This window comes from Microvirga aerilata, from assembly GCF_016743775.1.
GTDB classification, from domain to species: Bacteria; Pseudomonadota; Alphaproteobacteria; order Rhizobiales; family Beijerinckiaceae; genus Microvirga; species Microvirga aerilata.
In genome coordinates, this window is sequence record NZ_JAEQMY010000008.1 from 65094 (window position 1) to 89970 (window position 24877).

Below are 24877 nucleotides of genomic sequence, written 5' to 3' on the forward strand. Positions count from 1 at the left end.
CGAACTGGATTGTTGAGTGGACGTAGGTCACGGCATGCTCCTGGCAGCAGTACTCGCGTATCTTCTTATCGGCCTTCTTGCCGTGTTTATTGGGCCTGCGGCTCGAAGCATCCGGCATGAGGGCCGCATGATGCGTAGAGATCAATCCATTCCAGGATGGAAGATAGCGGTTTTCCAAACAGTTCTCGCTCTTGGAACGATCCTGTTGTGGCCTATCCTCGTGCCATCTGCGGCGCGGTCCCGGAACATTTATAGCACGCCGCAGTCTCAAGATCGTGTGCGCGGCCTTGAAGAGCTAGTGAACATGATGTCGGCGCTGAATCCAGACGCCGTAGATGCAGATGAACTGCCCAATGCTCGCGGCGCGTTTGGTTTATCAGAGCACAACCCGATACCCACCCGGTCCATTGTTGAGAGCCGAAATTTCCTCGAAAGACTACGCACCTCCGATGGTACGAAGGTACTGTATGAGCGCATCGGATCGTTCTCCTCAGAAGCAACGAATCTTCCAGTGGATGGATATCGGATTACCCGTCCTGATGGCTCATCCCATGTAACGCTTTACTTCTCGCCCTACCAGAAACGCACCTCGGCGAAGGTGCCCCATGGCTTTGGCCTGATCGATAGTCGAACTGGGCAAATCACATTCGCTGGCGATACGAGGACGGCTCCCAAACAGTGCGGGTTTGCAACCAAGGATTTTCCTGACGCTTCGGAACCTTCCCCTGACGGCGATGACAGCTTGGTCATCTCTCCAAAAACTAAGGCTTCAGAAGAGCTTCCTGCTTCGCATCGTGAAGACGACAGTCCTAGAAATGCTCCCTCCCCTGGAATAGGCACATCACGGGATGGCCCGAAGGAGGCTGCGACAGTTAAACCGAGAGAGGCCAATCCATTCCCGCACGACATTGCAGATTTGCGGGCCGCCGCCCAGAGCGGTGACCCAGAGTCCCAGTATGCACTCGGTCTTCGATTTATTTACGGCCATGGCGTCGAAAGGAGCCGCGTGCTCGGCGAACGTTGGCTTTCTCAGGCTGGTCAGTCAGGGCATGTCGAAGCCCAGTTTTCTCTCGGTGTTCTTCATTGGGACGGTCTTCTCCTCGATCACGGCGCGCAACAGGCGAGACTCTGGTTAGAGCTTGCAGCAAAGCAGGGTCACACTAAAGCTTTGAATATGCTGCCAATTGTTCAAGCGCGTTGCCAGTCGAGGCCGACCGAAGTCTCGGAGGCTGCCCCGCAGGAAAAGACCACAGAGTCCAATCCGGCTAAAGCTTCGGACGCTGCTCCGCAGGAAAGGGCAGCGCGATCCAACATTACAAAGACGAGGATTCGGTCCATCCGGTGGCCTGCTCAGGATGGTCTGCCGCCTGTGGGCGGACGCAGGCCGCGCACCGCGCATTTTGAATTTTCAGTCGATGCCGCGATCACCGACAGCGAAAACCACCGCTTGTTCAGGCGCGGAGTGGCTAAAGGAAAACGATGCCTCAAAGCTGCGGAACAAGCACTGATGATGCGGCTCGTCTCTTTCCCTGACCTCACAGCCAGTGATGAGCGCGTTCGCATGGTTGCTCGTGCAATTGCATCACGACGCGGATACACTTTAGTCGGTGAAGCAATCGGGATGGAGGACCTTATTGATGGCTCCGATCCTCTGTTTGATGAGCGGCGTGCCGCCTTCATCTCGGGTGTTTTCGCGGGCATCGACGGCACTGAAGACGAGTGAAGGCAACTGAGACAGGCGCTGCTTGAATCCCATCCTTGATGAAGGCTATCCTGTTACCTAGAGCATGGGATTCGACATAGAAACATGGGCTTGGATTATAGTGCGAATTGGGCGGTTTTCTTCAGGCGCTATGGCGTTGAGAATGATCCAACAGGGTACGAGGACATCCATATTGGGACCCTTTATGTGGACGAGGATGAGTTCGGGCACATCAGCGAACTTCAGATCGAGCCATTTAGCTCGGAAGAAAAGCTGCTTCTGGAGGATGAACTTCAAGAGTTTGATGAAGACCGCCCTGAGTCTGAGCCTCTAGTTCCCTATTTCTTCAGATGGAATGCAAAGAAGAAGGTAGTAGAGGCTTCTGACGTTCACAAATTCCCTGAGGAATTCCTCTGCGCATCGTTTCCGACGAAGCGTGCAAGATCGGACGATGACGATGAGGACGATGGCCCACTCTTTTGGAATATCCTTCGCAACTCCCATGGCCTGCTGAGTCAGGTGAGAAGAGGCGAACCGGTCTTCATGGTAGGACGGCCAGGACCGAGACGAGGCCCACCAGGAAAACGGCGTCTTGAGCCCGTAGAGGATAGAGTACACACATTTTGTCGCGCGAAGATATCTGCGGTGGACGCAAATGCTCTACCCCGAACCGTTCCGACATCCCTCACGTTTGATCTCAGGTGCAAATTGGACGGATTTCTGGTTAACCGAGACGCGACATTTGGCATGGCGCAGTTTGGTAATTCAGCCGTGCCAATCATGCTCCGTCCGGACGGCAGTATCGTATCAGGTAGCCCTAGAAGCCTTCGTGAGTTAGGTTGGACGAACCTCCATGGCCGTCGCATCAACGAGCGCGAAGGACTTTGTATATGGTGGAACGGAGATCACTTAGCTACCCACTATCGAGTGTCCAGCCTGACCGACAAGTGCGGCATCGAGACTGCGACATCTGGCGAGGCAGGCGAGTAACTCATAAGCCACACACGAGGAAACGAGGCGAAATCAGGCGGAACGTGCCGAGGCATCGCTTCGCCTAAGTTGCAAATTTCCCTCAGGTATGGATTCTCGCTCTCGTTCCCCTTAGGTTCACGTTGTCTTCGCTCGGTCAGTCCCCCTACTCTCGCAAACTAAGCCTTTAAAAATCCATGGCTTTGGGGGCAAAAATGGTGGAGGTCTTGCTTAGGGCAGGAACAGTCGAGGTGCTGCTCGCAGCAGTTGCGGCGCTCGTTGTTACTGTGGTCATTCTGGTGATCTCCATTCGTCTGAAGCATAATTTCATTACAATTATTGAGCCGCTCACCCGCGACGTGATTGGCCAGCTTCTCCGTGCTGAGACTGAATTAGTTCGCCGCACTAGCGAGGATCATGCGCGCAGCATTCGGGATGAATTAGCCGACAGAGTTCGCGACTTTCAGGAGAACACCAGTCGGACATTCTCGGTGCACTTCGACGGCATGAACGGTCAAATCCGCACTTTCGGCGAGCGGCTTGATGGAGGCATCAAGGCGCACGGTGTCACTGGCTCAATTCTGGTGAACTGGAACACACCTACTGTATCGTGCGCGTGATCGTGAGAACTCCCTACCGAATGTCATTTTCGACGGGCGGGCTCTTCGTTAACGAGAGCGTGGAAATCGCGCGCTTGCACGAACAGGGTTCCGACTGGGCAGAAACCATCACGAGAGCACTCATTGATGGACCCACCCGTCTTCCCAAGCGGGACTCGAACCGGCGGACTGTCCGCGAAATCGCCAATCGCCTGTCCTGCTTGACCGATGAGGAGCGTGAGTACCTGACCAACAGCGCGGACCGAGCGGAAAAGCAGGCACTTCTATGGCTGGCGACCTGTCGCGCGTATGCCTTTGTCCGAGACTTTGCCATTGAGGTGATCCAGGACAGGCTATCGTCCCACCGGTCTGACCTGCCTTTGGACGTGTTTGATCAGTATTTTGACAGCAAGTCCGAGTGGGACGAGAACCTCGCGGCAATTAGCCCAACTACTCGTCGGAAGCTTCGTCAGGTCCTTTTCCGGATCATGCGCGAAGCCGGGATTATCAACACCGTCAACACGATCCAACCAACCTACCTAAGCTCGGCATTGCGAACTTTGATCGGGAAAACGACCCCAAACGACTTCCTTGTTTTTCCCGGTCTTCAGCAATGAAAGCGCGCCCTATGTCTGGACCACCGACAGCAAAGGAACGGTTTGAGCACCTTCTTAAGGTCGTTTCGAGTGAACGGTTCCTAACCAAGCAGGGCTTGGGCAACGAGGTTCCATTTTTCATCTGCTCATTCGATCCGGCAGAAGCCTTCGAGGTCGCAGAGGATGTCAGCCTGCTGGCTAAAAATCTTCAGAATCTAGGCCTCACGGTCCTCCAGATCGACCTTTATGACCTCTCCCTATCGATCCTTGAAGAGCGTGGCATCTTGGACGAGGTGCTGGTGATAGAGCCAGGACACAGCAAGGCCGAGATCAAAGAACTGCTCCAAGGCGTCCTGGACCCTGCCGCGCATCTCATTCCGAGGATCGGCCAGATGATCGCGTCTGTGCCACATGACGTCATCTTCATAACGGGGGTCGGCGAAGTGTATCCGTACATCAGATCGCACAACGTGCTGAACAACCTACAGAGTACGGCAAAGGACAGACCTACCGTGATGTTCTTCCCTGGTACCTATACGCATGCGCTGGCGACGGGGGCTTCACTCGATCTATTCGGCATGCTTCACGACGACAAATACTACCGCGCCTTCAACATCATGAATTATGAGGTCTGACACTCATGTCCCTCCACATGCGTGATATTTTCATCAAGCCCGTTGACCGTCCAATTGATGGTGTCATCAAAGCGGACGATGAGGCGAGCCTCCGGGATGAACTCGACGAGTATGTCATTACACGCGAAATCGCCCAGCGGCTCGGTGACTTCCTCCATGCTTACAACAATTACAGCACCGCAAACGGCGTGTGGATTTCCGGGTTCTTCGGCTCAGGCAAGTCTCACCTCCTGAAAATGCTGGCTTACCTGCTAGAAAACCGGCAGGTTGATGGAGTTCCGGCTTACAACCTGTTTAAGGACAAGAAGGAGTTGAAAGACGATCCGATGCTGGCAGGCGCGCTGCGCAAGGCCATATCGATCCCGTCAAGGAGCATCCTCTTCAACATCGATCAAAAGGCCGACGTCATTTCGAAAACTGAGGTGGATGCACTCCTCGCGGTCTTTCAAAAGGTGTTTGACGAGACCTGCGGCTATTATGGCAAACAGCCGCATATCGCCCAGTTTGAGCGCGATCTCGACAGCCGTGGCGTGCTACTGGCGTTCCAGGATGCCTATCTGGCGGTTGCCGGGAAGCCATGGACGCGTGGTCGCGAGCAGGCGCTACTTGAGGGCAGCAACATCGCCACGGCCTACGCAAAGGCGACGGGCGCGCCTGAGACGGACGCAGCGGGAATCCTCAACCGGTATCGGTCCGAGCATCGGGTTTCGATTGAGGATTTTGCCAACACGGTGAAGGCCTGGATCGACACCCAGGCTCCGAAATTCAGGCTGAATTTCTTCGTGGACGAGGTCGGGCAGTACATCGCCGATAACACGAAGCTCATGACCAACCTTCAGACTATCGCGGAGAGCCTCAACACCAAGTGCAAGGGGCAGGCCTGGATCATCGTCACGGCGCAGCAGGATATGGCATCCGTGATCGGCGACATGAACGCGAAGCAGGAGAACGACTTCTCCAAAATTCAGGCCCGTTTTGCGACTCGCATGCCCCTGAACAGTGCTGACGTCGCTGAAGTCATCCAGCGTCGCCTGCTGGCGAAGACAGAGGAGGGCGTCGCCAAGCTCGCCAATCTTTATGCCCGTGAGGAGAACAACCTCCGAACACTCTTCGACTTCGCGGACGGCTCCGTACGGCTGAAGAACTACCGGGATAGGGATCACTTCATTCAGAGCTATCCCTTCCCGCCCTTTCAGTACACTCTGTTCCAGTTGGCAATCACATCGCTGTCGCAGCATAACGCCTTCGAGGGAAAGCATAGCTCTGTTGGCGAGCGCTCGATGCTGGGCGTTTTCCAGGAGGTCGCGAAGTGGATCGCCGACTACCCGGTCGGTGATCTGGCGACCTTCGACTTGATGTTCGAGGGCATTCGCTCCGCCCTAAAGTCGTCGGTGCAGCAGTCCATCCAGCTTGCGGAAAAGAACATTGAAGGAATCGACCCGTTTGCGCTTCGGGTTCTGAAGGCTCTGTTTCTGGTCAAGTATGTCAAAGAGTTCAAACCAACAGTTCGCAACATCAGCATCCTCCTGCTGTCGGAATTCAACGCCGACCTGGTCGCCCAAAAACGGCAGATCGAGGAGGTGCTGAATCTGCTTGAGCGCCAGACGCTGATCCAGCGGAACGGGGAGGCCTACGAATTCCTCACGAATGAGGAGGTCGATGTCCAGAACGAGATCAAGGCGCTCGACGTCGATCCCTCCGAGATCGCGAAGGAACTGGAGACCCTCATTTTCGAAGACACGATCCGGCAAAAGAAGATCAAGCATGTCAGCACGGGCAACGAGTATCCCTACAGCCGCAAGCTGGACGACCGGCTTCTCGGTCGAGAGTACGAACTCGCCATCAATGTTGTGAGCCCGTTCGACGACGATTCAGGTTCGCCTGAAGGTGTCCGGATGCGGACACTCTCGCGTGACGAACTCGCCGTGGTGATGCCGCAGGATGTGCGGTTCATCCGCGACCTGACCTTGTTCAAAAAGAAGGACAAGTTCCTGCGCCAAGCCGCGACAGCCACCCAGCAAGAAGGGCGCACGCGGATCGTGGGTGAAATCCGGGAGCAGATGACCCGCAATCGCTCCGATCTTAAGACCCGCCTACACACTCTCATGACCGACGCCAAGATGTTCCTGCGCGGTGAAAACGTAGAGATCGCAGGCGAGGACCCGCAGGAACGGGTCGTGAAGGCCTTCCAGAGCTTGGTAGACAAGACCTATGTCAGCCTCCCCATGCTCCGGGGCCTAACCTATTCCGAAGCCGATATCGCGCGTGCGTTGAAGCCCTCTGGGGGCTTGTTCGGTGCCGAGGGCGTGGGCCTGACAGAACCCGAGCAGGAAATCCTGAACTTCGGCAACAGCCAAGCGAAGCTGGGTGTCCGCGTCACCGTGAAGGCGCTGCTGGAGAAGTTCGAGACCAAGCCGTACGGCTGGCCCACAGCGGCGGTGCTTTGCATCACGGCCAGCCTGATCGCGCGCAACAAGCTCGAAGCCCGGTCGGATGGGACGCTGTTGGAGGGCTCCGATCTTGAGAAGGCGCTGCGAAACTCCAACCTCCTGGCCAACATCGTCCTGACACCGCAGGTCGAGTTCCAACCTTCGCAGATCAAGCGGCTGCGGGACTTTTATAAGGACTTCTTTGACGCTCCTGTCGATGGCAACGATGCCAAGGTGCTGGCGGCTGAAACCGCTGCCGGGTTTGATAAAGTGCGCCGGGAGACCGAGCTACTGCTCGCGCAGGAGGACAGTTTCCCATTCCTTGCCGCATTGCGCGATGTGTCATCCACGCTTGCGCAGGTCAGCGGGAAGCCTGCCGCATGGTACCTGACCGATCTTGCCCCCTTCGAAGACAAGCTGCTCGACGCGAAGGAGGAAATCCTCGACCCGATCCGCGCCTTCATGGGCGGTCCGCAACGCACAATCTATGACGAGATCAGCAAGTTCCTCAAAGCGCACGCGGCGAACTTCCAGCAGGTCGGGGCGGCAGAGGCGGAAGCCATCCGCAAAGCGCTGGCTGATCCAGCCTGCTACAAAGGAGCGAAACTCCAGAACTTGAAGACCGGATATCACGCCCTCAAGGATAGGGTCGATCTGAAGATCATTGAGGAGCGTAAGGCGGTCGAGGCCGAGATCGCCACCTGTAAGGCGAAGATCGAGGCCCTGCCTGAAATCGAGAAGCTGAGCAGCGCGCAGCGTGCTGCTGTTCTTTCACCCATTGAAAGGGCAAGCCAGGGGCTTGGCGACATCGTGCTTATCGCGGTCCTGCGAAACCACGCGAACGACATCCGCACAACGTTGTACCCCGCCCTGTTGGAAGAGGTCATCCACCTCGCCCGACCGGTTGAGGCACCCCAGCCCGAGCCGGGCCTAGGGGAAGGCGGCGCTCCGCCGCCGACGCCGCCGCGTCTCATCAAGCGGCAGGACATCCGGATTACCTTCGCCAAGTCGATCCTGTCCAGTGATAGCGACGTGGATGCCTATGTCGAGGGGCTGCGCACAGCCATGCTCGCCGAAATCAATGCCGGAAAAGAGATCATCGTCTGATGAATACCAACAAGCTCAAGAGGCTCGCCCAAGACGCCCGCACCTATCTCATCGGACAGGTCACCTCGAAACTCGGCCTTGTCCTGACCGAGGGCAGCGCCGCGCGGCGCGAAGTTCCAGCAGCGGTGCAGGAACTGGAGCGCAACATCCTGGCGACGTCCCAGGCGCAGGTGATCGAGAAAGTTGCCTACACGTGGTTCAATCGATTCACCGCGCTCCGCTTCATGGATGCGAACGGTTACACCAACCCGCGTGTTGTCACACCAGCCGAAGGGGCCACCCGACCCGAGATTTTGGCAGATGCCGTCGCCGGGCACTTTGACGATGCCATACCGGCCACGACACGCGCCACCGTCACGGCTTTGCTCGATGGCCGCATGCCGTCGCGTGATGCGCAGGGCGAGGCCTTTCGCCTTCTCCTCGTCGCTATGTGCAACCGCTGGCATGGCCATATGCCATTCATGTTCGAGAAGATTGCGGATTTCACCGAGCTTCTCATGCCTGAGGACCTACTGTCCCCCAATAGCGTCCTGTCGCGCTTGCGCGACGAGATGACGGATGCGGATTGCCAGGACGTCGAGGTGATCGGCTGGCTATACCAGTTCTACATCAGCGAAAAAAAGCAGCAGGTGTTCGACGCACTGAAAAAAAATGTGAGGATCACAGCGGATAACATGCCTGCCGCGACGCAGCTTTTCACGCCGCACTGGATCGTTCGCTATCTCGTCGAGAACTCTCTGGGCCGCCTCTGGCTGTTAAACCGGCCAAGCTCGAAGCTCGCGGAGCGGATGGACTACTACATCAACTCGGAGGAGCCCGAGACGGACTTCCTGCGCATCTCCCGCCCCGAGGACATCCGCATCTGCGATCCGGCTTGTGGCTCGGGCCACATGCTGACCTATGCCTTCGACCTGCTCCATGCCATCTATGAGGAAGAGGGCTATGAGGCGACGCAAATCCCGGCGCTGATCCTCACGCACAACCTGCATGGCGTCGAGATCGACGACCGCGCAGGTGCGCTGGCCGCTTTCGCGCTGACCATGAAGGCGGCGGAAGCACTTGGGCGCAGGCGGTTCCTGCGCTTCGAGGTCCAGCCGAATATCTGCGTGATGCAGGATGTGCGTTTTACGACAGCCGAGATGCAGGACGTGGCCTCGGTTGTTGGGCGCGATCTCTTCACGAGCGAATTGAGGGAGACGCTCGCCCAGTTCGAGCGGGCGAAGAACTTCGGATCGCTGATTGTGCCGAAGCTGCGCAATCCCGCTGAGGTTGCCCGAGTTGTACGGCTCAACGACTTTGGTGGCGACCTGCTGCTGCGGGACGTGCAAGAGCGGGTACTGAAGGTCCTGGAGATGGCGGAGGCTCTGTCGCCCAAATATCACGTGATGGTGGCCAATCCGCCATACGCCGGTTCTAAAGGCTTGAATGACTCCCTTGGTGAGTGGGTCAAAGACAGATATCCAAATGCCAAGTCAGACCTGTATGCAGCTTTCATTGAGCGCGGGCTAAGGCTGATTATGCCGAAGGCCTTTTGTGCAATGGTGACGATGGAAAGCTGGATGTTTCTTTCTTCGTCCGAGAAGCTTCGAGAAAAGATTTATTCGCAAGCTGCGATCCTGTCTATGGTGCATATGCCCTACCTTGGGAAGGGTAGCACAAGTATGGGGATCAATTTCGGAACAACAGCGTTTGTGTTAGAGAACATCTTCCGTCCAGCATTATTGGCAAACTATTATTGTCTGAGATATTTTGAGTCAGACGCATTCGGTGTTCCCCTGCACTTTCCTCCAAAAAACGAGCGTCAGTCTACAGCGTCCATCAAAGATTTCGAAAAGATTCCTGGAGCGCCAATTGCTTACTGGGTAAGCAAAGCTGTTTACGAGATTTTTGAGCGGTCTCCCTCACTCGGAGAACTGGGCGCGCCAACACACGGTGTCGTCACGGGGGATAATGATCGCTTTCTGCGACAATGGCACGAGGTTTCACGGACTCGAACGGGCTTCGGCTGCTCAGATCGCCAGACTGCGTTGACTACTCGCGCAAAATGGTTCCCCGTCAGCAAGGGGGGGCCTTTCAGGCGCTGGGCTGGAAATCTGGAGTATGTGATCGATTGGGAAAATGATGGCTTTGTACTTCAAACAACAAAGCACCACACCGGACGGATTCGCGCTACGAATTTCAATCTGACGCGGATATTCCAGCCAGGCATAACTTGGTCCACAATTACAAGTGGATCGTTCAGCATGCGATATCTCCCTTCTGGGCTCCTTTTTGAGAGTAAGGGGTCAGTCTGCTTCTGCAAAACAGAAGAAGAAAGGTTATTTTTGCTGGCGCTTACGAACACTAAAGTCACAAGTGCCCTGTTGCTTATAATGTCTCCAACACTAGACTTTCACGAAGGGCCGATGAGTCGGATTCCTATCGTATCCATTGATCATGGGCCTACTGTTCGATTGGCCTCGCGGCTCAGGGACTTATCTCTCGCGGATTGGAATGGACAAGATATATCGTGGGACTTCATGCATTTACCGCTGCTTGCGCCCGTTTACAGGGCCGAAACGTTGGCAGGAGCATACAACTATCTGCGTGCTCACTGGCGTGACATGACGGACGAGATGCAGCGGTTGGAGGAAGAGAACAACCGTATTTTCATCGACGCCTATGGCTTGCACGATGAACTCGGCCCCGAGGTGGCGCTGGATGAAGTTAGTCTCACGTGCAACCCCGCCTATCGGTATGGGGGCAATCTGACCGAGGCTGAAAAAGAAACGCGCCTCCTTGCCGACACCATTGCCGAGTTCATGCACTACGCTGTCGGCTGCATGTTCGGACGCTACAGCCTTGACGTGCCCGGCCTGATCCTCGCCAACCAGGGTGAGGGGCTTGCCGACTATTTGGGCCGCGTGCCGGAGCCGAGCTTCATGCCGAACGAGGACAACGTCATCCCGGTGCTCGATGGCGACTGGTTCGCAGACGACATCACCGAGCGCTTCCGCAAATTCCTGCGCGTCACCTTCGGCGAAGCGAAACTCCAGGAAAACCTCACCTTCATCGAGGCCGCGCTTGGCAAGGACATTCGGAAGTGGTTCACGCGCGACTTTTTCGACTACCACGTCCGGCGCTTCAAGAAGCGGCCCATCTACTGGATGTTCTCATCCCCCAAGGGCAGCTTCAATGCGCTCATCTACATGCATCGCTATCGCCCCGACACGGTCAGCGTGCTCCTGAACGACTATCTTCGGGAGTACATTTCGAAGCTCCAGACGGAGCGGGCGCGGCTGGAAAAGCTGTCCGACGACCTCGCGGCCTCGCAGGGGCAGAGGACACGGGCGCTGAAGGATGTCGCCACGGTCATAAAGCAGATCGACGAACTGACCACATGGGAGCGCGACGTCGTCTTCCCGCTCGCCCAGTCCAAGATCGAGATCGACCTCGACGAGGGAGTGAAGCGCAACTACCCCCGGTTCGGTGCGGCGCTGAAGCCCATCAAGGGCTTGGAGGCGGCGGATGAGTGAGCGAATCGCCGCTTCGCTCGCGCGGCTCTTCGAGGAGCAGCGGATCGTCTTCTGGTACGACGCCGCCCACGACATGCGGGCGGATTACGACAGCATCGACTTGCCCGATGTCGTGAAGCTGGAGATCGCCAACAACCAGTTCGGCCTCAAATACCGCATCTTGCGGCAGGAGAAGGAAAGGAAATTCCTGCTCTACCATGCCGGTCCCCGCCCGGCAGAGGCCGAGGACTGGCTCCTCGACTTATATCTAGCCAGCGCCGAATTGCGGGCGGACCAGACGGCAATGCTGCTTGCCGAACTTGGAATCGACCAGAAGCTCGATGCTGTCGTCCGCGAACATAGCGAGTTCTTTAGGGCCAAGAGCCGCGTCGAGGCGTTCAAGAAGGCGCTCAAGCCGAGCGACAATGCCACGCAACTCCGCCTGCGGATGCTCGCCGTGTGTGCCAATGCGCCCGGCGGCTTGGATACCGTGATCGAGGCGTTGCTGGCCGAGGCAGCCCAGGAGCGCGAGGAGGCGCTGAAGCTGGTCGAGCGTTGCGGCCTGACGGGCTTCCTCTGGAAGCAGATCGGTAATGCCTATGGCTACCACGCGAAACCACCGGGGATGGACGACTTCACCATCTCGCTGTTCAAGGCATGCTACGCGATGAGCCTCGCCGAGGACTCCGCGCTGAATGCCGAGGCTTTTGTGCTGTTCCGCCGTTGGAAGAATGACCGAACCGGTGCCAAGCATTTCGAAACGCTGGCCGCGCGCTTCGAAGGGCCGTTGGCAATCAAGTCCGATCTTGCGAAGCGCGATTTCCGTGACCTGATCGAGATGGACATCTTCGAGGAGGTGGACCGGCATGTCATTCGCAATATCGTCCATGGCATGGCCGAGCAGACTGTGACGCCGGTCGAGGTGCTGCGTTGGGTCCAGCAACGGCGAAACAGTCATTGGTACGAGAAATTCAAGGACATCTACGACGCTCTGCGATTCGCCGCTGAATTCACGAAAGGGCTCAGCGAAGTTACGCTGAGCATGACCAGCCTCGCCGAGGGGTTCAGCCGCTATGCCACGACGTGGTTCCGCCTCGATCAGCACTACCGACGTTTCATCCACCACTACCAAAACAGCGCCCAGGCTACTCTGCTGGGGAGCGTCTTCGAGCGGATCGAGAACCTGTACGTCAACAATTTCCTCGTGAAGCTCAACGACGCGTGGCAGGAGCAGATCAACAAGGTGACAGTCTGGGATATTCCGGAAGTGGATCGCCAGATCACTTTTTATCGCGATCAGGTCGCCGCGTTCCGTCGCCGCGACCAGAAGGTCTGCGTAATTATTTCGGATGCCCTGCGATACGAGGCGGCGGAAGAGTGCCTGAGCCGAATTCGCGCGTTGGACCGTTTCGACGCGGAGTTGAAGCCGATGCTCGGCGTCCTGCCAAGCTACACCCAACTTGGGATGGCTGCCCTGCTGCCCAACAAGGCGCTGCGCATCGCCGAAGGCGATAGCACGCTCGTCTTCGATGGCGAGCAGCCCACAAGCGGCTCCGCCAACCGCGAGAAACGGCTGGCGACCGGTCGCGATGGCGACCGCGTCGCGGTCCTTGGCGCAGAGGAACTCCGGAACTTCAAGTCAGATCAGGCGAAGGAATTCTTCCGCGACCATGACGTGATCTACGTCTACCACAACCAGATCGATGCCATCGGCGACAAGGTCGCCACGGAGGACGATCTGGCGGATGCGGTGGAAGACACGCTGGACGAGATCGTGGTGCTGGTTCGCAAGCTGACCTCGGCCAACGCCTCGAACATCCTGATCACCGCCGACCATGGCTTCATTTACCAACATCGCCCCATTGAGGAGAGCGACTTCTCCGTCGCAGAAGTGCTGGGGAATGTCCTAGCCCGCAACCGCCGCTTCGTGCTGGGCAAGAACCTGCCCCCTACACCCGGTTTGAAAAAGTTCACCTCAGACCAGCTTGGGCTGGCTGGTGATCTCGACATCATGATCCCGAACTCGATCAACCGATTGCGGTTGAAGGGAGCCGGAAGCCGGTTTGTTCACGGCGGTGCATCGCTACAGGAGATCGTAGTGCCGGTAATCCGGGTGGCCAAGCGCCGGGAAAGCGATGTCCGTCAGGTAGACGTTCAGATCATCAGCACCGGCAAGAACCTAATCACTTCGGGACAGTTGGCGGTGATGTTCTACCAGGCCCAACCAGTGACGGACAAGGTGCAGCCGCGCAGCCTTCGCGCAGGAATTTTCGCCTCCAATGGCGAGTTGGTCTCCGACGTTCACGACCTGACATTCGGGTTTAAATCCGAGAATCCGCGCGAGCGGGAACTGCCCCGCAAATTCCTGCTGTCCAGGAAAGCGGATCAGCACAACAATGAGGACGTGTTCCTGCGCCTTGAAGAGCGTGTTGGGACAACCAGCCACTTCCAGGAATATGCGAGCCAGCGCTTCCAGCTTCGCCGTGGCATCGCAACCGATTTCGATTTTTGAGGACGTTAGGGAATGTCGGACCTGAACGCCAAGATCAATGCCCACTTCGCAGGCTTTGTGGTCCGAAAGGACCTCGTGAAGGCGGTCAAGGGCAATGCCATTGTCCCTACCTACGTGCTGGAGTACCTCCTGGGCCAGTACTGCGCGACGGACGATGAGGCCTCCATCGAGACTGGCATCGATACGGTGAAGGATATTTTGCGGAAGCACTATGTGCACCGGAACGAGGCCGGGCTGATCCAGTCCACTATCCGCGAGAGAGGCCGATACAAGGTTATCGACCGCATCAGCGTGGCTCTAAACGAAAAGACAGACGCCTATGAGGCCACGTTTGAGAACCTCTCCATCAAGCGCGTCGGGGTCGATAGCGTTACCGTGAAAGCCAATCCCAAGCTGTTGGTAAGCGGGGTCTGGTGCATCGCCGATGTCCAATATGAACACTCAGAGGACGCGCGGGTCTCGCCCTGGCTGATTGAGGCGCTCAAGCCGATTCAGATTGCGAGCATCGATTTCGAGGGCTTCGTTGAAGCGCGGAGGGCGTTCACAACAGAGGAGTGGATCGACGTTCTATTGCAGAGCATTGGTTTCGATCCGGCGGCATTCGGAAAGCGCAGCAAGCTCCTGCAACTGATGCGCCTGATCCCTTTCGTGGAGCGGAACTACAACCTGATTGAACTCGGACCCAAGGGAACTGGCAAGTCGCATGTCTACTCGGAATTTTCGCCCCACGGTCAACTAATCTCCGGAGGCGAGGTCAGCGTTCCCAAGCTTTTCGTCAACAATTCCAATGGGCGGATCGGCCTGGTTGGCTTTTGGGACGTGGTTGCGTTCGACGAGTTCGCCGGACGAGAGAAATCGGCCAACAAGGCGCTGGTCGATATCATGAAAAACTATATGGCGAATAAGACCTTTTCGCGCGGCATCACACCCATTGGCGCGGAAGCGAGCTTCGCCTTCGTGGGCAACACGGCCCACAACGTGCCCTACATGCTGAAGAACAGTGACCTGTTCGAGGAACTCCCGCCCCAGTTCCACGACTCGGCGTTCATCGACCGGCTTCATGCCTATCTTCCGGGCTGGGAGGTTGATGTGATCCGTGCGGAAATGTTCACGACCGGATTTGGCTTTATCGTGGACTACCTCGCTGAAATCCTCCGCCACCTGCGCGGTGACGACCTATCACATCGGCATCAAGCGTTCTTCGCCGTTGGCCCGCAAATCTCGACCCGAGATCGTGACGCCATCCACAAGACAATGTCTGGTTTAATGAAGTTGCTGTTTCCCGCTGGGGGCGAAACGGAGGCGGAGGTCGAAGAACTTCTGCGGCTGGCGATGGAGAGCCGCAAGCGCGTGAAGGACCAATTGAAGCGGATCGACTCGACCTATCCGCCCGTTGACTTCCATTTCGTGTCAAAGGCGGGCCGGAAGGTTGTTGTAACGACCCTGGAGGAGGACGAATTCCCTCAGTTCTATTACCTGCATGCAGCCAGCGAGCCAAAGCTGCGCAGCCAGATCGGTGAAGAAGGCGAAGCAGCCCCGGCGGAACGTGAGGAGCAAAACTCAAAGGGAGCCAGTGCCGCCGTCGTGACCAAGCCTCCATCCTCCGAGGCCAAAGAGGGGCACTTCGTGTTTGCTGAGAACCGCAAGGGCATCACTTTCGACAAGCTTTTCGGCCCGTACCTCCGGGGTGCTACGAAGATCGTGGTCACCGACCCGTACATCCGACTCTTCTACCAGGTCCGCAATGTGATGGAGTTGGTGGAAACCGTGATCAGGTTGAAAGCACCTGAGGAGCAGGTGGCCATGCAACTCGTCACGTTCCCTGATAGTGTAAACCCCGAGAAACAAGCGGACAATTTGAATGCCATTATGACAGCGTGTGAGGGAACAGGCGTCACCTTTACGTGGGCTTTCGACGGCACCGGCACGGGACACGCTCGTCACATCACCACCGATACAGGGTGGAAAATATCATTGGATCGAGGCTTGGACATCTTCCAACAGTACGCGATGAACGATGCCTTCAATCTCGCCAATCGCCTTCAGGAACATCGGGCTGTAAAGCAGTTCGAGGTGACATACCTGCGAGTTTAGTCTGGGGAGCGAGAGGAGCATTCTCTCATCTTCGGAGGGAAACTTTTATGATCGTCGGATACTATTTTGACGATGATAATGGCCGTGACATCAAATAGCAGCAGCACGATGTTTATTATGACGCTTGCCGTGTCATCATCGGAGGCTGTTATGATCATATGAAGGCTGCGACTATCCTTCTGAGCCACCCATGGCCTTCTGAGTGGTTGCCGAACGTCGAGGGTTATGACCATCGAACGATTCAGGTTGCTCATGATCTCCTTGCTGCGGCCTGGCGGCACCAAACGAACTGCGGAGAACCAGACCTTTTCTGGCGACATAATGCGTTTTTTGCTTGGGGCTGGCCTTACCAGCCAGTAAACGGCTGGGTGTACTGGCTTCGGGAGGAAGTCGAATCCTGGAGCGAGCATCCTGAGTTAGTCAGGTTGGTAACGACCATCCTTGCTAATCAGAACAAGGAGGCTGGCTATGAGGCAGAGGGTACGCTTGCGAGATTACTCCGCCAGCGTTTTAGCAGTGTGCCTTGGCGGACTTCAGAGAAAGAGCGAAGGGGATGAATGCTCTCGCCCATACAACCTGCTATAGTATAGCCTACAATCAGTTTTCCGTATGAGGGTAGCCGCTTGAATAATCAACCCACCATTGATTGGACACGCATCGAGTCATTCATTGGATATGGCAGGATGGATGCGCCAGTCGTTTTCATTGGCATGGAAGAGGGTTTAGGCTCCGACCAACACCTAGAGGAGGACCTAATCCGCCGCTCGGGATACAAGGATATTGAGGAACTGAAAGGCGGTAACCGGAAGGGGCAGCGGACATGGAGAGCAATGTGCGATCTTATGCTCCGTCGTGAGGGTATCAACGATCTGAATTCAGATAAGCGAAACGACTACCAAGCCAAGAAACTGGGTCGTGCTCACGGCGATACACTCTTAACAGAGCTTCTGCCGTATCCGCACAACAAGGCGTCAGACTGGCTCTACACACCCTATGGCCGGTATCCTGATAGACAGCAGTATCTCAAAGCCATGCTCCCGACGCGGAAAGGAATGCTACAGGACTTGCTCCTGCAAACCCGCCGAGAAATCGTCGTGTGCTATGGGAAGGAACACTGGCCGCACTATCGGGATTTGTTCGCCCCCGAAACATCACCACGCTATCGGGAATTGCTCAGGGGTATAAAGTGGAAGGACCAGAAGCCGTTCAGCGTAGCGCAGATGAATGAAACCCGGATCGTTCTCGCTCCTCATTTCAGCAGCAGGGCCTTCAATACAAGCGAGCAATTGAGGGGGTTAAGCAGGGCAGCGCTTTGCGTATAGGCGTTCGTTCTCGCGAACATGGGGGATACATATGCAATGGAATGTTGATGGCAGCGTCTGCCCTGCATGTGGCGGGATTGGTCGTGGGTCGCCGCGCTATCCTGCTGCGTTATGCTATTCATGCGAGGCAGACCTCATCGATGAATCCGGTCGGGCCGTACAGGTGTCGAATAGCGACATGTGGAGTGGTGTCGAAATTCGCGCAAGCCAATCAACCCTGCTAAAAGACGCTCGGCTGTTTGTGAATGGAATTGAATGCCGAGCGCGGGAAGCTCGCTTCGGTGGGATAGTGGTGCAGCCATTAGTGGCATGGGGACCACGCAAACGCCGCGAGTAGAACTTCTGGAGCCTTCACAGCGTCAGAATGGACAATTTCGCTGCTGGCCACGACACGTAATGCCGTTCAGGTATTCGATATAAAATCGTCGCCTCGGCCAGGGCACCACCAGCAAGCTTAGGAATGGAATTATGGCAATCGGGAACGCCGTCCAGCGAGGACGTATGGTCTATATTTACGACGAGAAGGGTCGTCAGATCGCCTCCACCACTGCACGGTAATCCGTCCTGTCACTCTGGCTCAAAACTCAGACTCGGAGGTGAAAATGTGGCTCTGCTTCAATAACGCGTTTGTGTCCGCTGTTGCGGATAGGAATGACCCGAGCCGCTTAATGGTTCGTGCACGCCGTCGCGAGCACTTGACGAACCTTTTTGGCGACGAAGCCGACATCGTCGAAAATGCCGGATCAGACTACAAGTACCGCGTATTCGTAGATCGGTCCGTACTGGCTGATATTACCAATAAGACCCTGATGAATCTGAAATACGATAACTTCAAAAACAGCGTGGGGGACGACACTCTCCACGATCTTTACGCCGATTTTTGGCAACTCCATTATGAGATTCAGAAATGAGTTGATCCGAGGCCATGCGTAACCTGCGGCGTGGAAATCGGTGGTAGAGTTACAAGTCAGAGGGCATGATGTTGACAGAACTGGCATTAGATTTTGCAGAACCCGCACTCCAGAACGGCAATTGGACTTTGAGAGAGCAACTTGAAGCCCTTGCCAGCTTTCTGCCGACTTTCACTGCTCCCGGCTTTAGTTTCGGGCATACGGTTGAATCGAGGAAAACAGGAGATGTGTGGAGCATACCATACTACGCGACAGCGCCAGAGGCCGACGACTTTGTTCAGGTAGCGAACGACTATGGCTGGGTTCGCAGCTTTGACTGGGGCGAATGGGCGCACTCGAACGAGGGCAAGCTCTTTCGGACGAACCTTGGTGCCCTCGATCATGCGAGCCCCAACCAGATCGCCAAGGTCCTGACCGCTGTAATTCGGTCTGATCGATTTTCCGAAGGAGCACTGGGGAACGCATTTGCATCTGGGATGCTGACGCGGATTGTTCGAAGGGCGAAAGCACTATTGGACGACATCGGCCCTACAACGGCGTGATGTGCTTGCCTGTCCGCTGAGTTACGTCAGAGGTGCCATAATGCGAGTTGTAGCTGAAGCGGAGTGCTGCGGAGCCGTCGATTGTTGGATCGAATTTCTCTTCCTCTAGGAGAACTGGCCCTTTCGATCACAGCCTTGCCCTATCTTTCATTAGAATGACCTCAGGGTGTAGAGCCCACCCGAGCAAAACACTGATCACCCATCGCCTTGATCTGGTATTTCGTGGGTAGATGGTCCCCATTCCACCAGATGCAGAGCCCTTGACCAGGAGTAACGCGGCGGCTGAACAGATTGGTCCATCCGATCTCCCGAGAGCTTCGCGATGCGCCCGCAACAATGCCGCCATCGGGCTGGATCAGGATCGGGATTTGCTTTGGCCGATGGGGAATATCTTGATTGCGATACTGTGCTGATCCGAAAGTCAGTCCCTCATCAATCAAGAATCCATCAGCCCGCGTTCTTAGATCGAGTACAAGGGAGGTAGGGACCTTTGATCTGGGATCATCCGAAGCTAGGGATAAGGTGGCTCGGCAGAAGGCTGCCGCACTATCGGCCCTAACAGAGATACCCCTTCCCCTGCGTGGGCCTTTCATGCGCCGAGGCTTGCCGATAGTTACAATGGGTTCATTTCTCCTTATCCGACCGAAAACCGTGTAAGCACCACGAAGGATATGCCAAAAGAGAGGACGTTCATCCTCATCTTCAGGGTCCAATGGGGCCTTGGATGGGAATGATGCTGACAGAAATTCATCGGGAAATCCGTAAACGTCGGCGGCTTCGATTTCCTGCTTCTTAGAGTTCCATTTGAAGAAGTAAGGAACGAACGGGTCTGCGCCTGGATACACGCCATCGAACGGGTCTATTCCTTCTGTAAGCAGCCCCTTATCTTCAGTGCTAAATGCTTCAATCAGAAATTCCGTAATCTGCCCAAACTCGTCTTCACCTGCGTAAAGCGTACCCACAGGGATATCTTCGAACTCTCTTTGGTCTTCTTCAGTACCGTAGCGCCGAAAAAACACTCCCTCGTTCTTTTCCGCTTTGAGGTTTGCCCCTAGCAACTGCATGGCCGCTCTTTGATTTGAGATGAGATTCGCGCGTTAGAATAGATTCATCTATGGCACTGGATCAATTCTGTCCGATGCGACAGTCCCAAGCCAATTCCTTTCTGCACAGCGCAGAGGGCCTCGGCGAGCCACACCCTTCAGTCGGTCCCGGTTGGATTAGTCCGATCCGTTCTGTCAGATGGTTTGACAAAACGAGTTTCGCTCCTGTTCCAGAACCCGCCGATTTGTGTCTCTGAACACCTTGTTTTCTGGTCATTGCCGAGGCTGGCTGGAGCGTGGTCGCAAACATCTGTATACGGAACAGGGTCGGGGCTCGACATCGCCGTCGTTGTCTACCTTGTCATCCCCTAATGTGCCGTACTGCTCGGGAGCCTCGCCGACCTTCTTGAGCATCTTCGGAGAACGGGTCTTCGCGGACTTCTAGATCATTCCGATGATCCCGACGACGAACCGTCAGTCATAGCCACCGTCAAACATGAACAGCATGGTGTGACCTATCTGTCACACTAATACCTATCTACTACCGACATCCTCCAAGCTCGTGCTGGCCGTCTGCTATCGGCCTGCGATACTGCCGATCTAATCGAATGGCTGGTCAATCTCCCTACAGCCCTGCTGGACAAACGAAGGCTTTCCAGCCTCGAATCGGCTCAGTCCGTGTGGGGTTCTGTATGGGGTTTCTGGTCGGTTGAACCCCACATTTGCCAGTTGTTCTCGGTTCATTCTGGTTTCGGCATAGGGTCTATAAACAAGAAAACCCCTGCGTTTGCAGGGGTTTATTGGAGCGGGCGATGGGAATCGAACCCACGACATTCAGCTTGGGAAGCTGACGTTCTACCTCTGAACTACGCCCGCGCGCCCTTATTCATATCCGGCCTTTCCCCGATCCCGCAAGGGGGATTGAAGAAGGGACCCCGTCAGTCTCAGCGGAAGTGCTTCGACAGCTTGAGCCCCTGCGCCTGATAGTTCGACCCCGCCCCTGCCCCGTAGAGCACCCTGGGCCGCTCCGCCATGCGCTCGTAGACGAGCCGGCCGACGATCTGCCCGTCCTCTAGGATGAAGGGCACGTCGCGGGAGCGTACCTCCAGAACGGCGCGCGCGCCCTCCCCTCCGGCACCCGCATGGCCGAAGCCAGGATCGAAGAAGCCCGCATAATGGACCCGGAACTCCCCCACGAGGGGATCGAAGGGCACCATCTCGGCGGCGTAGTCCGGCGGCACGTGCACCGCTTCCTTGGAGGCCAGGATGTAGAACTGACCCGGGTCCAGGATCAGGGTGCGGCCCGCATTGGCGTAAAGCGGCTCCCAGAAATCGTCGATGCGGCAGGAGCCGGGCTTGTCCACGTCCACGAGCCCCGTATGCCGCTTGGCCCGGTAGCCGATGAGCCTGTCGGAGCCGAAGCCCTCCAGGTCCACGCTCACGGCGACGCCGTCCTGGATCGAGGGCTCGGCGGAGGTCACGACCCGCTCGTGCTGGTGCAGGGCGTGGAGCTCGGCATCGCTCAGGCGCACCTCGCCCTTGCGCAGGCGCAGCTGCGACAGGCGCGTGCCGGTTCTGACCAGCACCGGGAAGGTGCGCGGCGAGATCTCCGCGTAAAGGCGCCCCCGGTAGCCCGCCCCGATGGTGTCGAATTCCTGGCTCTGGTCCGTGATCACCCGGGTGAACACGTCGATCCGCCCGGTCGAGCTCTTGGGGTTCGCGGCGGCCGAGAGATCCTCCGGCAGGGCCAGCTCCTCCTGCAGCTCGGCGATGTAGACGCTGCCCGTCTCCAGGATGGCTCCGGCCGCAAGATCGATCTCGTGGAAGCTCAGCTGGGCGAGGCGGTCCTGAACCGTGTGGTTGCGCCCCGGCAGGAAGCTCGCGCGCACCCGGTAGGCCCGGCGGCCCAGCCTCAGGTCGAGGCTCGCCGGCTGGATCTGATCGGGGGCGAACGGCGTCTCAGGCCTGATCGCGCCCGCGTCCGCGAGGCTCGCGATGGCATCGGCCGACTGAATCCCGTCCTTCAACGCAACCATGTTGTCTTTCCCAGCGCCCTGCCCTCCCTGATGGATGAGCCTGGCCGTATCTAGAGCATCGGACTAAAAGCGGAAACCACATTCCGGACCGCATGATGGCCTTCGGAATGTTACGGAATCCTCAACCGCTTTCCCCTTCCTGGTCCCGGAAGGCGTGCCATGCCAGGGTGACCCGCGCCAGGGCGCTCATGAGGGTCAGGCCCGCGAAGGCATAGGCCAGAACCGGAAACCAGCCCGGCACCAGGATCATGCCGGCAAAGAACAGGATGGTCTCCGTGCCCTCCATGAAGCCGGCCGTGAAGTAGATCGACTTGATCCCGCGGGAGGCCGTATCCATGCCCCGCTTGGCCGCAACCGCCGCAAAGGCCAGAAAGCTCGCGCCGTTCACATAGAAGGAGAACAGGAGAGCGGCGGCCGGAAGCGCAAAGCCCGGGGGCTCCCGCAGGGCGAAGGCCAGGGGCACGGCCCCGTAGACCGCAAAGTCGAAGACGATATCGAGAAACCCGCCCCTGTCCGTGCGCCGGGTCGCCCGGGCCACGGCGCCGTCGAGCCCGTCGAGGAGCCTGTTCAGCCCGAACAGGACGAGAGCCGCCGCATCCAGGCGCAGGGCGATCGCAACAGCGCAGGCCAGCCCGACCCCGAACCCCAGGATCGTGACGGCATCGGCCGAAAGCCCCGCCCGGGCAGCGCCCTGCCCGAGACGATCCAGGAACGGATCGATCCTGCGCCGCATCCACCCGTCGAGCATGGCCCCTTCTCCCCTGCCTCGATTGACGAGGCCCGCCGGCGGCCTTACCACAGGCGCATGCATTCACTCCACCGGCTCGAGGCACGCTCATGTACAAGGCTGTGACCCGCGGCATCTCTGTGACGGTAACGCCCCGCTACATGCCCGAAGAGTCCACCCCCGATCATGGCCGGTACTTCTTCGCCTATACGGTCGAGATCATCAACACGAGCCTCGACCGGGTTCAGCTGCGCGCCCGCCACTGGCGGATCACCGACGAGCACGGCCATGTGCAGGAGGTGCGCGGAGCGGGCGTCGTCGGCGAGGAGCCCGTGCTCGGGCCGGGCGAGAGCTTCAGCTACACGAGCGGCTGCCCCTTGACCACGCCGAGCGGCACCATGCAGGGAACCTACCTGATGGAGACCGCCAGCGGCGAGACGTTCGACGCCGCGATCCCGGCTTTCTCACTCGATATCCCGCGCACGAAGCGCGTGCTTCACTGAGGTCCTGATGTCGTCCACCGGTCAGCGGCTGACGCCGCTCGAAATGCTGGCAAAGCTCGTGTCCTTCGACACCGTGAGCTCCAAGTCCAACCTGCCCCTGATCGAATTCGTGGAAGAGTATCTGCAGGGCTGGAACGTGCCTTACCTGCGCGTGCCGAACGAGGCAGGCGACAAGGCCGCGCTCTATGCCACGGTCGGCCCGCAGGACCGGGGCGGGATCGTGCTCTCCGGCCACACGGACGTGGTGCCGGTGACGGGTCAGGCCTGGACGTCGGACCCTTTCACGCTGCGCGTGGAGAACGGGCGCGCCTATGGGCGCGGCGCGGTGGACATGAAGGCCTTCGACGCGCTGGCCTTGGCGATGGTGCCGGAGTTTCTGGCCGCGAACCTCAAGACGCCGATCCACATCATGCTCTCCTACGACGAGGAGACCACCTGCCTCGGGGTGATCGACACCATCCGGCGGCTTGGGCATGACCTGCCTCTGCCGAAGGCCGCCATCGTGGGGGAGCCCACGATGCTGGAGGTGGTGGATGCGCATAAAAGCGTGGTGACCTTCACCACCACGGTGCACGGCTTCGAGGCTCATTCCTCGAAGCCTTATCTCGGCGCAAGCGCCGTGATGACCGCGGCCGACATGATCGCCGAGCTGAACCGCATCGGCGACGAGATGATGGAGCGCGGCGACACGAGCGGACGCTTCGATCCGCCCTACACCACCGTGCATGTGGGCGTGATCTCAGGGGGCACGGCGCGCAACATCATCTCCAAGTCCTGCAGCTTCCACTGGGAATTCCGGGGCCTGCCGAGCCTCGATCCGCAGGAAATCCCCAGCCGGCTCGACCGGTTCGTGCAGGAGACGGCCGTGAAGCGCCTCAACCGCTTCGGCGAATTCGGCCGGATCGAGACGAAGCTCGAGGTCGCGGTGCCGGGCCTCGCGCCGGAGCCGGGCTCGGCGGCCGAAGTGCTGGCCTTGAGGCTTGCGGGCAAGAACCACACGCAGACCGTGCCCTTCGGCACGGAGGCGGGCCACTACCAGGCGGCCGGCATTCCCACCGTGGTCTGCGGCCCGGGCTCCATCGATCAGGCCCATCAGCCCGACGAATACATCACCCTGGACCAGCTCGAGGCGGGCGTAGCCTTCATGCGCCGGCTGGCCGCGACGTGTGCCGGTTCTTGAGCACGTCCCGTATCATGTCCCAGCCATGACGAGCAGGCGTCATTCCCGGCACATGGGGTGCGGGAAGGAGTTTCATGGAAGGAGTTCCATGGCGGTGCGCGGGTGAATGGATTCCCTTCCCCTGCGCTTTCGCTCCGGCCGGGAATGACACGGAGGGCAGCGCCACAAGATTAGCGCTCCGCTGTCATCCCCGGCGAGCCGCAGGCGAGGGAAGGGGATCCACTCACACGTCGAGCCCTATGGATTCCCTTCCCCTGCGATGGCTTTCGCCATCTCCGGCCGGGAATGACACCGCCGCAGCACCCCTCCCATCCCCGGCCTTTTTCCCAGGCTTCCGATCCTGTGAAGCACCCTCGCCGTCATCCCGGGGCCGCTTCAGCGGAGCCCGGGATCCATAACCGCTGACGGCGCTGGTTGAGACGATGCGATAGCCGCTGCGTCCCCTTCTACAGCGTCAGCGTTTATGGATCCCCGCC

Annotated in this window: 17 protein-coding genes and 1 tRNA gene; 14 read left to right on the top strand and 4 right to left on the bottom strand. The window is 57.8% G+C overall.

The features are described from left to right. Nucleotides 1–16: 16 nt before the first annotated feature. The 12 genes from JKG68_RS07660 (at nucleotide 17) to JKG68_RS07715 (ending at nucleotide 18912) form a co-directional block, all read left to right on the top strand. Nucleotides 17–1723, top strand: coding sequence for a tetratricopeptide repeat protein (locus JKG68_RS07660; protein ID WP_202057651.1), 1707 nt, complete (start codon nucleotides 17–19; stop codon nucleotides 1721–1723). A gap of 84 nt (nucleotides 1724–1807) precedes the next feature. Then, nucleotides 1808–2692 (top strand): hypothetical protein, encoded by an 885-nt coding sequence (locus JKG68_RS07665; protein ID WP_202057652.1) that lies wholly within the window; start codon nucleotides 1808–1810, stop codon nucleotides 2690–2692. A gap of 194 nt (nucleotides 2693–2886) precedes the next feature. Then, nucleotides 2887–3291 (top strand): hypothetical protein, encoded by a 405-nt coding sequence (locus JKG68_RS07670; protein ID WP_202057653.1) that lies wholly within the window; start codon nucleotides 2887–2889, stop codon nucleotides 3289–3291. A gap of 20 nt (nucleotides 3292–3311) precedes the next feature. Continuing rightward, nucleotides 3312–3887, top strand: a complete 576-nt coding sequence (locus JKG68_RS07675) for a DUF1819 family protein (protein ID WP_202057656.1) — start codon at nucleotides 3312–3314, stop codon at nucleotides 3885–3887. An 11-nt stretch (nucleotides 3888–3898) separates the two neighbouring features. Beyond that, complete coding sequence (locus tag JKG68_RS07680; RefSeq protein ID WP_202057658.1) at nucleotides 3899–4501, top strand: DUF1788 domain-containing protein; 603 nt, start codon at nucleotides 3899–3901, stop codon at nucleotides 4499–4501. 5 nt (nucleotides 4502–4506) lie between these two features. Further along, nucleotides 4507–8037, top strand: coding sequence for a BREX system P-loop protein BrxC (brxC, locus tag JKG68_RS07685; RefSeq protein WP_202057660.1), 3531 nt, complete (start codon nucleotides 4507–4509; stop codon nucleotides 8035–8037). Continuing rightward, nucleotides 8037–11552: a BREX-1 system adenine-specific DNA-methyltransferase PglX gene (gene pglX / locus JKG68_RS07690; protein ID WP_202057670.1), complete on the top strand. Its 3516-nt coding sequence runs from the start codon at nucleotides 8037–8039 to the stop codon at nucleotides 11550–11552. The genes brxC and pglX overlap by 1 nt, the downstream gene beginning before the upstream one ends. Beyond that, a complete protein-coding gene (pglZ, locus tag JKG68_RS07695) occupies nucleotides 11545–14043 on the top strand; it encodes a BREX-1 system phosphatase PglZ type A (RefSeq protein WP_202057678.1) in 2499 nt (832 codons plus the stop codon). The genes pglX and pglZ overlap by 8 nt, the downstream gene beginning before the upstream one ends. A gap of 12 nt (nucleotides 14044–14055) precedes the next feature. Next, a complete protein-coding gene (gene brxL / locus JKG68_RS07700; protein WP_202057683.1) occupies nucleotides 14056–16137 on the top strand; it encodes a BREX system Lon protease-like protein BrxL in 2082 nt (693 codons plus the stop codon). A 683-nt stretch (nucleotides 16138–16820) separates the two neighbouring features. After that, nucleotides 16821–17459 (top strand): hypothetical protein, encoded by a 639-nt coding sequence (locus JKG68_RS07705; RefSeq protein WP_202057685.1) that lies wholly within the window; start codon nucleotides 16821–16823, stop codon nucleotides 17457–17459. Nucleotides 17460–18061: 602 nt separating this feature from the next. Further along, complete coding sequence (locus tag JKG68_RS07710) at nucleotides 18062–18370, top strand: hypothetical protein (RefSeq protein WP_202057688.1); 309 nt, start codon at nucleotides 18062–18064, stop codon at nucleotides 18368–18370. 65 nt (nucleotides 18371–18435) lie between these two features. Then, the gene (locus tag JKG68_RS07715) at nucleotides 18436–18912 is read left to right on the top strand and encodes a DUF6508 domain-containing protein (RefSeq protein WP_202057690.1); all 477 of its coding nucleotides are present in this window, start codon (nucleotides 18436–18438) and stop codon (nucleotides 18910–18912) included. Nucleotides 18913–19073: 161 nt separating this feature from the next. Here JKG68_RS07715 and JKG68_RS07720 read toward each other — a convergent pair whose 3' ends face one another. The 4 genes from JKG68_RS07720 to JKG68_RS07735 form a co-directional block, all read right to left on the bottom strand. Continuing rightward, complete coding sequence (locus JKG68_RS07720) at nucleotides 19074–19976, bottom strand: hypothetical protein (protein ID WP_202057692.1); 903 nt, start codon at nucleotides 19974–19976, stop codon at nucleotides 19074–19076. A gap of 780 nt (nucleotides 19977–20756) precedes the next feature. Then, a tRNA-Gly gene (locus JKG68_RS07725) sits at nucleotides 20757–20831 on the bottom strand. A gap of 68 nt (nucleotides 20832–20899) precedes the next feature. Then, nucleotides 20900–21991, bottom strand: a complete 1092-nt coding sequence (locus JKG68_RS07730; protein ID WP_202057694.1) for a 2'-deoxycytidine 5'-triphosphate deaminase — start codon at nucleotides 21989–21991, stop codon at nucleotides 20900–20902. 121 nt (nucleotides 21992–22112) lie between these two features. Further along, nucleotides 22113–22739: a CDP-alcohol phosphatidyltransferase family protein gene (locus JKG68_RS07735; protein WP_202057696.1), complete on the bottom strand. Its 627-nt coding sequence runs from the start codon at nucleotides 22737–22739 to the stop codon at nucleotides 22113–22115. Nucleotides 22740–22828: 89 nt separating this feature from the next. Here JKG68_RS07735 and apaG point away from each other — a divergent pair, with 89 nt between their 5' ends. After that, entirely contained in the window at nucleotides 22829–23221 is a 393-nt protein-coding gene (apaG, locus tag JKG68_RS07740; RefSeq protein WP_202057704.1) for a Co2+/Mg2+ efflux facilitator ApaG/CorD, read from the top strand. Nucleotides 23222–23228: 7 nt separating this feature from the next. Beyond that, a complete protein-coding gene (argE, locus tag JKG68_RS07745) occupies nucleotides 23229–24401 on the top strand; it encodes an acetylornithine deacetylase (protein WP_202057711.1) in 1173 nt (390 codons plus the stop codon). Nucleotides 24402–24877 lie beyond the last annotated feature (476 nt).

Bases quoted from the DNA above. Each gene is read 5' to 3' on its own strand.
- JKG68_RS07665 (WP_202057652.1), top strand. From the start codon at position 1,808: ATGGGCTTGGATTATAGTGCGAATTGGGCGGTTTTCTTCAGGCGCTAT.
- JKG68_RS07670 (WP_202057653.1), top strand. From the start codon at position 2,887: ATGGTGGAGGTCTTGCTTAGGGCAGGAACAGTCGAGGTGCTGCTCGCA.
- JKG68_RS07675 (WP_202057656.1), top strand. From the start codon at position 3,312: ATGTCATTTTCGACGGGCGGGCTCTTCGTTAACGAGAGCGTGGAAATC.
- JKG68_RS07680 (WP_202057658.1), top strand. From the start codon at position 3,899: ATGTCTGGACCACCGACAGCAAAGGAACGGTTTGAGCACCTTCTTAAG.
- brxC (WP_202057660.1), top strand. From the start codon at position 4,507: ATGTCCCTCCACATGCGTGATATTTTCATCAAGCCCGTTGACCGTCCA.
- pglX (WP_202057670.1), top strand. From the start codon at position 8,037: ATGAATACCAACAAGCTCAAGAGGCTCGCCCAAGACGCCCGCACCTAT.
- pglZ (WP_202057678.1), top strand. From the start codon at position 11,545: ATGAGTGAGCGAATCGCCGCTTCGCTCGCGCGGCTCTTCGAGGAGCAG.
- brxL (WP_202057683.1), top strand. From the start codon at position 14,056: ATGTCGGACCTGAACGCCAAGATCAATGCCCACTTCGCAGGCTTTGTG.
- JKG68_RS07705 (WP_202057685.1), top strand. From the start codon at position 16,821: ATGGATGCGCCAGTCGTTTTCATTGGCATGGAAGAGGGTTTAGGCTCC.
- JKG68_RS07710 (WP_202057688.1), top strand. From the start codon at position 18,062: ATGTGGCTCTGCTTCAATAACGCGTTTGTGTCCGCTGTTGCGGATAGG.
- JKG68_RS07715 (WP_202057690.1), top strand. From the start codon at position 18,436: ATGATGTTGACAGAACTGGCATTAGATTTTGCAGAACCCGCACTCCAG.
- JKG68_RS07720 (WP_202057692.1), bottom strand. From the start codon at position 19,976: ATGCAGTTGCTAGGGGCAAACCTCAAAGCGGAAAAGAACGAGGGAGTG.
- JKG68_RS07730 (WP_202057694.1), bottom strand. From the start codon at position 21,991: ATGGTTGCGTTGAAGGACGGGATTCAGTCGGCCGATGCCATCGCGAGC.
- JKG68_RS07735 (WP_202057696.1), bottom strand. From the start codon at position 22,739: ATGCTCGACGGGTGGATGCGGCGCAGGATCGATCCGTTCCTGGATCGT.
- apaG (WP_202057704.1), top strand. From the start codon at position 22,829: ATGTACAAGGCTGTGACCCGCGGCATCTCTGTGACGGTAACGCCCCGC.
- argE (WP_202057711.1), top strand. From the start codon at position 23,229: ATGTCGTCCACCGGTCAGCGGCTGACGCCGCTCGAAATGCTGGCAAAG.